Origin of the sequence: Providencia sp. JGM181 (genome assembly GCF_018257375.1) — a bacterium.
GTDB lineage: Bacteria > Pseudomonadota > Gammaproteobacteria > Enterobacterales > Enterobacteriaceae > Providencia > Providencia lanzhouensis.
On the sequence record NZ_JAERJY010000141.1, the window covers coordinates 1 to 9,575 of the forward strand.

Consider the following 9,575-nt stretch of genomic DNA (forward strand, 5'->3'; position numbering starts at 1 on the left):
GAAAAATAAATTTTCTTATTGCCAGCTATTTTTAATTTTTGTCGTACTGCATGTAAATAATTCCGATGCATCTGAATCAATAAAGAGTAACACAGGATCGTCAATTAATTTTGATATCGACTCTTTAAAATCACTAGGGTATGGGGCAGAGGTCGCTGAATTCTTTATGAAGGGTAATCAGTTTTTACCCGGAAATCATGATGTCACCATAAAATTAAATGGCAGTAATGAATATACTGCGAATATTGAAATCAATGAAAACGGTGAGCTTTGCTTGACTGACGGGTTAATGAGTAAGTTAAGGTTAAAAAAAGTTAACTTAACTGACGGATGTAATACATTCGAACAAATTTACCCTGAGGCAAAAATTGCATTACATCCTAGCTCCTACCAAATTGATATGGTGGTTGCCGAAGAGAATTTAGACCCAAAACTACAAGGCAATGAGTTAACTTACGGTGGTTTTGGTGTTGTCAGTAACTATCAGTTATACGGGATGCATATTAACGGTAATTACAGTCAGCGTTTCTATCAAGGAGAGTTTGAAACGGGTATTAACTGGAACAATTGGGTTTTACGAAATAACAGTAGCCTTTCTGCTGGAGATTCAAAATCACAATATCAATTTAATGAAACTGTACTGTCAAAAAGCATCGAACCTTTGCAGTCGTTATTAGATATCGGGCAACTTAATACGCAAGGCGCATTTTTTGGGGGAACACCGCTGGATGGTGTGCAAATTTACTCAGATAGCTCTTTGCAAGGTTCGAATATTTTAGTTGTTCCGGTGACTGGTTTTGCAAGTACACCATCAACGGTTGAAGTGCAGCAAAATGGGCGACTGCTATATCGAACGATGGTGCCAGCAGGACCTTTTGAGTTAAATCGTATTAATAATGTGGTGATTGGTTCGCCTTTGGATGTCACAGTTTTCCAAGATAATGGTGAAAAACAGCAGTTTCAGGTGGTGACGGCCAACCAGCAAACTGCGGTTTTCCCCATGAGCTATCAATTTTCAGTGGGGCGTTATCGTAGTCAAAGTGATCTGCAAACGGATAAACCCATTATTGGCAGTGCAGAAATCAGCCAGCAATATGGCATGTCAAACTATGGGGCAGGCGTACTTTATTCAAATCAATTTCAAGCGGTGAGTGGACGACTTAACTCTTATTTTGATTTTTCAACACCGATTTCTACGGGGATTGGCGTTCAAAGTGCGAGAAATAATGAAAAGCGCGGGGAGCAGATCGATTTCAATAGCAATATTGCATTTGAAAAAATGACATTCGGAGCATCTGTTTTATATCGTACGAATAAATTTCCAACCTTGGATAGCTCATTATTAAAAAAGCAGCCCGCTCAGGATGAGCAAGAAAATACGAATGGATGGTTTAGTGGCGAATTGCAAACTACCTCCTCGTTATTTGCCAGTTGGGGTGATGTTACATGGGGGCGCTTTAGCGCTAACGTAAACCATAATCATTTTTATGGCGATAAATCTGATACCGTTTTTTATTCAGCGGGCTATAGCCGAAAAATTGCAGATATATCGTTGAATGTGAATTACCAAACGGGTGATGATCGAGATAGCCGAATTTTTATTAATGCATCGATGCCGTTAGGTAAGAAAAAAAGCATTAGTATGCAGAGCCAATATTACCAAGATAAAACCATGGTAATGGCAAATTATAATCAGCAAGTCAGCGATAATTTAAGGTACTCCGTTGGGGCTGGTCGTAATGATGGCACGAGTGTAGTGAATGGCAGTATTAATAATGCCAATGCGTATAGCAATATTTCGCTGAGCGGTTCGATGTCCCAGAATAATACGCACTCAGTCACGGCCTCTGCATCAGGCGGCATGGCGTATTCCGATGGGTTATTTGCGACGTCATCCGTACCTTTAGGAGACACCTTTGGCATCGTGTATGTACCTGATGCGCCAGGGGTTAGAGTCAACACGATGGGCAGTGGCACCACGATAACCAATCATTTTGGGACGGCAGCGATTTCATCGTTACCAAAGAACCAAAAATCTACCGTGCAGCTAAATACGGAGAAACTTCCTCTGAATGTGCGTTTGGATACAACGTCGTTTGATGTTGCTGCGGCGAGAGGTACTGTTATGACGAAGCGCATTCAGGCAACCACAATGCGGCAATTATTGTTGAGCATCAAAATGGCCAATGGCAATGACGTTCCATTTGGTGCCAGTGTGCTCAATAAAAAAGGTGATTATATGGGTGTGATTATGGGGGAAGGTAATTTATTACTCAGTAATGAGCAAATTGGCGATGACATTATTTTGCGCTCACCTAACTCTGATGATTGCATTATTAAATATAACGTACCGGAATTTTTTTCCGCTGAATCACTTTATGAAGAGGCAGATGCTATCTGCCAATAATCTTAATATTATTTGAATACAAGTTTGAGGTTTTAATGAAAAAGTTAATTTATATCGCATTTTTAAGTTTAATGGGCTTAATGAGTGTATCTGCAAAAGCGAGTTTCCAATTAGAAACGATGACTGTTATTTTAGATGCAGGTGAAGAGCGCAAAGTATTTAGTGTAAAAAATACATCGAAAGAGCCTATTTTATTATCAACAAAAGTTTCTGACTTAGATGGTTCTCAGCCTATGGCTAAAGATGTTATGGTATCTCCGCCTATTGTTAGAATTGAACCAAATGAAAGCCAGCAAATTAATTTTGTTTTAAAGAAAGGGTTAGATTTAAAACAAGAACAGATTTTGCGTGTTTCTTTCCAAGGTGTCGGTGCCGTTAAGCAAAACTCTGCAAAAATGCCTATTCGCCAAGATGTGGCCATGCTGATTACTCCAGCAAATGGGGTATTAAGCCAAACACCTTGGAAAAATATCACCGTTAATCAAAAAAATAATCAACTGACGTTGACGAATACAGGGGATCAAGTTATTCGTTTATCACCTTCAGTCACGACATTACCGAGCAATGACGCTTATACCATTGATCAATTTTATTTAAGACCGAATGAAAGCAAAACTATTAATGTGAAAAACACAGTACAGGAGTTAGTGATTTCGCCATTAAGTCGTTACGGTTTTAAAACTCAAAATAATGACACCATCAAAGTCACTCATAATGGATAACTTTATCTATCAGTAGGATCGAGAATTAAATTTTTAATTTAATCGTTCCTGTACAGGGAGATATATAAAATATGAAGAGCGTAGATGAAGATAGTAAACCCGAAAATCATGTTTACTCCGTAATAATCGGCAAAGAGCTGAAACGAATTCGTAAAAAGAAAGGTTTCTCAGGCTCTAAGGTGGCTAGCCAGTTAGGTATTTCACAGCAGCACTATTCGCGATATGAATGTGGGAAATGCCGTATTTCTGTTGATACATTATTAAGTGTTCTTTTTATTTTAGATTTTGATTTTGGGGACTTTTTTAGTGAGTTAAGGTTCCTGCTGAATAATGATTATCACGGTGAAATTCCAAATGTGAAGTTAAGTGATACTCACAAGGATATTGAAAGCTATTTTGATAAAACAAGTTAGGATTTAATCTTATTAAGAACTTTTCTTTATTTATTCTTTTCTACATTCATCTTGATTGTAAATCCGCCATTAGGCGGATTTTTTTATATTAATGAGTGACTCATGAAATGCGAAATCAAGCTTACTGAATAGTTGTAATGTATTCTGCATTCCAAATATATTCTCCTGCTTGATTTGGGCATTTTCCTTTTAAGTGAGTTTCAATCTGTTTCTCTTTTTGCCCTGCTGGCATTTGAATGACTTGGGGCGGTTTATTGAGAATACTTTGGTTATCAAGAACAATATCAAAATCATCAGGTAAATCATGAGATCTTACGGTTAAATCCATTTTTTTACTTTGTCCCATATATCCCTCAAAACCTACTGTTAATGGAATAACCGCTTCTAGATTGTCATTGGGTGAACAAGTTTTTAAATCAATGACAGCTGGTGCGCTGATATGAGGAAAAGCACTTGATGCGCGTACATTAATCTCGGTATAGGTAATTGTGCTTGGACGAAAATATTCATCATTACCATTCATAGCTGCGCTGTTTACCGCTGTACAATAAAAAGTCCATGTTTTATTCTCAAAACCGGATGCAGCATCGAGATAAGCGACACCATTAATGGAGCCATTAGTGCCAATGAATGACATTGGATTACTACCTCGAACATTTAACATTCCATCACTATATGTTCTTTGGTTAGGGCCTAAGCCAACACTATTAATTGCATTTTTCATTTCGTCAAAGCCTGACCAACATGAGGTAATTACGTGACCTGTTGCTTTTTGAGGGAGTGTGTAATTCACCGTAAATCGAACTTCATGTCTTTTTAATATGGACGTAAGTTCATCAAAAATTACAGATTGAGGTTCTGTTGGAATAAATGTTGTTTCCGCATAAACAGACAGCGGAAACAATGAAACAATAAAAATAAATAACTGGCGCAATGTTGTTGACCTTACTGGTTAATTCGTAATTTACATCGGCTCGATAGTGACAGTAATCTGTCCATTAACGTCACCAACAGGGGTACTTGAAGTAGAGGACACCTGCGGAACGACAGTGATTTCAGTCTTACCCCCATCTTTGGAGCTATCTCTTTCCAAGGTGGCTGTGGTAGACGATAAATCAAGGTAATCGTCATTGAATTTTAAGCAATAGCGCATAAAGTCAGCATCTGTTTTAATACAGGAACCATCTGCTTCATTTGCTTTGAAGGTGTATTTATATTTGTTAGTGCCTGAACAAGTGGCGGTCAACGTAAATATTTTAGAATAAGTATCTAGGTCATCTCCGGTTGTTTTACCATTGAATGCAGAACTCGGAATTTTATCTAAAGAAACGGTATCGGGTGCATCAAGTGAACAGCCTGCCAAAACAGTCGCTTTTATTTTAACTAACGCACTTGCACTTTCCGCGCTGGCTAAGTTGATATTTGCGCCACTAACACAGGTGATGACCAAAATTAATTTCATGAGTTTATTGATAATTAAATTCATATTAAGCCTGTTATTTAAATAAATGATTAAAATAGTTTTGTTATTGACCAATGGTTATTGGCAATTAACATCGAATCGAATTAATGATTGTAGATCTGCATTTTCAGGTAACGAGTATATGGCTTGGCACTGGTTTTCATCGTCATATCCCCATTTGGCAGTTAACTCGCCAGAGGATTCGAGCCCAGATAAATAAACCTGTCCATCATCATTCACAATTGCCGTTTGGTGCCCAATCGAGACCAAGGTGCCGAAAGGTAAGTTTTTGCCATTTTTTACGATGTGAACCAGTGCACGAGCACCTTGGCGAGTCACAAAGTTTGCTTTGACGATAGCGCCACGAGTCGGCACCGTCGTAAGAACGCTATTTTCAATTTCCGTCTGTTCATCTAATTCGCTGCTATCTAGTGCTATACGATTTAAACGATATGGTGTTGCGTAAGGCTTGATGGTGTAACCGAACCAATCTGTTTTCACACCACTGGTATGTTCAACGGGAATATCGCTCGCTCCCGGTGCCGAAATCAGAATGTTGGTTTCACCAAGGGGTTGACTAAAAATGATGCCGTCAGAGTGCAGGGTCACTGCACCAGAAATACCCGTTGAAACTTTACGGTAATCCTGACCGTAGCTATAACCAGCTTGTGTATTTCCATAGCCGCCTTGGTAAGCTAAGTTGATATTCCCGTCATTTCCATTACTCGATGAATACCCTTGAGCAACGTTCCAATTCAGGTTTTGCTGAGCCAGTAAACTTCCGCTTAAGCTGGTCTGCTGGACCAACTCTCCTTGGTTATCGTGGTTAACACTATAAGAGGCATACATTGACGGCGCTCCTTGAGGTAACCATTTCTGTAAAGGGATGGATACCGTTAAGAAAATATTCCTATCCGTTGTTTTTACGTCGTATTGGTCAACACTTTTATTTAATCCATACGAGAGCGTGTAATTAATATAGCCAATCTGGCTACTCAACCCTGATTGTATGGATACCGAACTGCCATTTCGCTCCCAAAAACTCTGGCGGACACCGGTTAAATAAATAGAACCAACCCCCGTTATCTTTTGTGAGATATTGGTCTGTATTCTTTCTCGCTTATTATCGTAAAGATTGAAATAGTCGGTATTATTGGTTTTCAGTTCCCCATTGGTATCAAGGGTTTCATTTTGTGATAGCCAACCAGACATCCGATTTAGCGAGGTTTCTTGTAGGGTATAGTAGCCTCGGGTTGAGTAGCGATACCCAGTGAGTTGGAGATTAGTGCCAGTTTCAGGGAAGGCTCGTGCGTATAGAAAACGCAGTGACTGCCCTTGATAGCGACTCCCATCGGTTAATTGGCTATTGGCATGGGTGATATCTGCTGAAAATGCCCCCCATGTCCCTAAGTTAAATCCGGTACCAACTGCTCCTGCCAGATAGTTTTTAGCATATTGAACGCCGCCATACAGCGTTGTTAATGACGATGCTCCCCAGATAAGCGTCGTTTCTCCAAATTGAGTCGTATCATAATGGCTGTTATCCGAGCGAAGCTCACCGGCGGTCAGGCTATAACTCATTCGACCTTCTCGTAATAACACCGGAACAGAGGAGTAGGGCACGATAAATGATTGAATATCGCCGTTAGCTTCAAGAATACTGACTTGCAAGTCACCACTCGAACTCATGGCGTTTAAGTCGGTAATGGCGAACTCACCAGGTGCGACATTAGCTTGGTAAATTAAATAGTCATTTTGGCGAATTTCAATGGTCGCATTACTGTTTGCTACGCCGCGGATAATCGGCGAAAACCCTTGTTGACTAGAAGGGTACATACTTTCGTCCGTTCGCAATTGTGCGCCTCGAAAAGCCAGTGAATCGAAAACTGTATTATTAGTTGAACTGTCGCCTAATACTAAACGGCTTCGCCAAGGGATGATCCCTCGCTCGACATAGCTGTTGAGATGTTGCCAGTTACTTTCTTGATTATGTTTGCTTTTATAGCTGGTCCATGTGCGGTTATCACGGTATCTCCAGCTCCCTAAATTGACGCCATTTCTTAGATTCAAATAGATATTTTTACTGAAATCGTGCTGATATTGGTTATCAGTAACACCTAATGTATAGCTGGTAAATAATGCATTAATTCCTTCATCCCACTGAGTAGTTGGAATTTCATCTTTGGCTAAATTATTTAATGCTATCTGCGGAATACTGATATTCAATTTCATTTTCGGAAAATCAAATTCAGTGCGCGCATTAGGGATTAACTGCGCCAGAGGAATACATTGATGGTTATCCGATTGCAGAAATGGAAGGTTATCAATATTGACTCCCAGCTCAGCCAGTTCCTGCGGCGTTAACAGTGGAATTAACCCTGTTTGGTCTGCTACTAATTGGGGTAATTGGTCATCTTGCTTTTGGCAATCTAGTGCTTTGACAAAGGTAATATTTCTTCTGTATTTGAGATTGCCATTCAATGAAACATCAACGTCATAGGTTCCTGGTAATTGTGAACCTTGGCTTGCGAAAGTACTTAAATCAGCAATATGCTCTGAATCGATAGAGATCAAAGAAGGTGGAAAATAGTAATTTTCTCCCTCTTGGGCGTTAGTGCTTTGTATTACAAAAAGGCAGATAAATAAGTATGAGGGGCTCAAATGGTTATTGATGATTTTTTTGTATTTTTTTAGTGAAACGAACATAGAAAACCTTATTTCCATTTGAAATAAAATAGATTAATTCTTAATTGAAAATGGCTGGTTTTGGTGAAGTGATCCCACCAAAATCATTGATTGAACTGAACGTCAATTTACTGGTGTCAAATCCTGCTGGTGCATTAACCTCAATATGACTAAATGGCGCGATCATCGTTGATGGTAATTCATTATTTCCTGAACGAAGATCGGTTAAAGTCATGTAATACGGTGATGGATTTGATATTTTAATTTTTTGGTTATCAATCTTGCTAAATCGGATAAGGTTTTCTGCTTCCTTTGGTGTGATCTTTAATCCTTTCGGTCGAACGAAAAGTTTAACTCGAGTTACAGCCGCAAGGATTAATGCATTCTTGTCAGCTAATTCATTTCGATCAATGGATGGAATGGCTTTTACATTAAAATAAAATAGAGATTCTTTATCTTTCGCTAATTGTTCGCCCGCATAAACTAATCGAATAGTATTTTCATTTCTTGGTGCGCTAGTAAATAAGGGGGGCGTAGAAATAAAATCGCTTAGTTTATTTCCTTTGGCATCTTCAATCCAAGTTTGAACTAGAAAAGCTGATTTATCTGAGGTGTTTCGGATACCCGTGGTAATTTGCTTACTTTCTTGTGGGTAAATAATTCGAGTGCTATCCAGTGTAATTCCACCAGCTAAACAAAGAGAAGAAAAACCAAAATAGAATAACGAAACCAGCCATTGATAATAATGACTTGTTTTAGGTAACGAAAACATAAAAACTCCGGATATAAATAATGCGCACCCGCTATGACACGGGTGCAAAGACAGAAATATTACTGATAAGTAATCGTGAAATCGGCAGATGCGTTAGCTGAACCCGCAGTAACTTCATCCGCTAATGCGATGTACTGTGCTTGGAAGCGTAATGTGCTATCACCTTCATTCATCTTAATAACATCTGTTGCTTTCAGGCCATCAACATTGACTAATTTACTGTTTTGTAAAATTTGGATACCCACGCCCGTTGCGGTTGTTTGTCCACTTTGAGATGCCACTGGAGCAAGGATTTTCTCTTCGTCAGGAACGGTAATACCCGCGAACGTCAGAGAGACATTCTTGAATGTTTCAGTTGCACATCCGGTTAATTTAATATCAAAACCAACGGGTGATGACACTGAATCTTTACCATTAAAACCATCTTGGCGGTATTGACCTAAATTAACAGTTTGTGAAGCATCATCATTATCAATAACGCAAGGGGTATTCACAATGGTACCCGCAAAATTAACAACGCCACCACTGACAGTCACAGGAGCTAATTCTTCTGGAGCACTAGGTTCTCCTTCTGCAAATACATTTGCAGATAAAGATAGAGAAATAGGCAATGCGATAGCGATTAACTTAAATTTCATTATATTAATTTCCATTAGATAAAATTTTAAAAGGATTTATTTCTTATTTGGTGCTTGCATTCAAAATAAAGCATGCACTCCGAAAAATACATCTATGTATTTTTGAGATTGCCTACATGAATTACACCGTCAGTTTCTAGCTCATCAATAAGCAAATTGAAAAGTCTATTTTGCTCTGGCTTTATTACCTTGCTACTGAATTCATCGAAGGGAATATTTAATGAATTTAAAATTCTTAAAATATTCTCAATACTTAATGTTGATATTCCTCTTTCATATCTTGATATTTGCTGCTGACTGACTGATATTAAGGATGCTAATTCTTTTTCAGATAACCCTTTGCTTATCCGTGCATTTCTAATAAATGTTCCTATTTTTTCATTTAGTTTCATTATATTGATAATTAGTTAATTACCTAGGTTGGTTAAATATTAGTTGTATAATTTGATGATTTCAAAACGAGGCGAATTGTAGAT

Annotated in this window: 9 protein-coding genes; 3 read left to right on the forward strand and 6 right to left on the reverse strand. The window is 38.6% G+C overall.

Going from position 1 to position 9,575, the window contains the following annotated elements; genetic code table 11:
* The 3 genes from JK188_RS14705 to JK188_RS14715 all read left to right on the forward strand — a co-directional run.
* A partial coding sequence (locus tag JK188_RS14705) for a fimbria/pilus outer membrane usher protein (RefSeq protein WP_249216030.1) occupies window positions 1-2,407 on the forward strand: 2,407 nt, incomplete at its 5' end.
* Window positions 2,408-2,442: 35 nt separating this feature from the next.
* Window positions 2,443-3,129: a fimbria/pilus chaperone family protein gene (locus JK188_RS14710; RefSeq protein ID WP_211886560.1), complete on the forward strand. Its 687-nt coding sequence runs from the start codon at window positions 2,443-2,445 to the stop codon at window positions 3,127-3,129.
* A gap of 71 nt (window positions 3,130-3,200) precedes the next feature.
* Window positions 3,201-3,542, forward strand: a complete 342-nt coding sequence (locus JK188_RS14715; RefSeq protein ID WP_211886554.1) for a helix-turn-helix domain-containing protein — start codon at window positions 3,201-3,203, stop codon at window positions 3,540-3,542.
* A 121-nt stretch (window positions 3,543-3,663) separates the two neighbouring features.
* Here JK188_RS14715 and JK188_RS14720 read toward each other — a convergent pair whose 3' ends face one another.
* The 6 genes from JK188_RS14720 to JK188_RS14745 form a co-directional block, all read right to left on the reverse strand.
* Complete coding sequence (locus JK188_RS14720) at window positions 3,664-4,476, reverse strand: hypothetical protein (RefSeq protein ID WP_211886551.1); 813 nt, start codon at window positions 4,474-4,476, stop codon at window positions 3,664-3,666.
* A 30-nt stretch (window positions 4,477-4,506) separates the two neighbouring features.
* Window positions 4,507-5,028 carry a hypothetical protein gene (locus tag JK188_RS14725; protein WP_211886548.1) on the reverse strand — a complete coding sequence of 174 codons (522 nt, stop codon included), beginning with the start codon at window positions 5,026-5,028 and terminating at the stop codon, window positions 4,507-4,509.
* A 54-nt stretch (window positions 5,029-5,082) separates the two neighbouring features.
* Window positions 5,083-7,710, reverse strand: a complete 2,628-nt coding sequence (locus tag JK188_RS14730) for a fimbria/pilus outer membrane usher protein (RefSeq protein WP_249215463.1) — start codon at window positions 7,708-7,710, stop codon at window positions 5,083-5,085.
* A gap of 40 nt (window positions 7,711-7,750) precedes the next feature.
* Window positions 7,751-8,461 (reverse strand): fimbria/pilus periplasmic chaperone, encoded by a 711-nt coding sequence (locus tag JK188_RS14735; protein ID WP_211886545.1) that lies wholly within the window; start codon window positions 8,459-8,461, stop codon window positions 7,751-7,753.
* A 59-nt stretch (window positions 8,462-8,520) separates the two neighbouring features.
* Window positions 8,521-9,099 (reverse strand): fimbrial protein, encoded by a 579-nt coding sequence (locus JK188_RS14740; RefSeq protein WP_211886544.1) that lies wholly within the window; start codon window positions 9,097-9,099, stop codon window positions 8,521-8,523.
* A gap of 92 nt (window positions 9,100-9,191) precedes the next feature.
* A complete protein-coding gene (locus tag JK188_RS14745; protein WP_211886542.1) occupies window positions 9,192-9,491 on the reverse strand; it encodes a helix-turn-helix domain-containing protein in 300 nt (99 codons plus the stop codon).
* Window positions 9,492-9,575 lie beyond the last annotated feature (84 nt).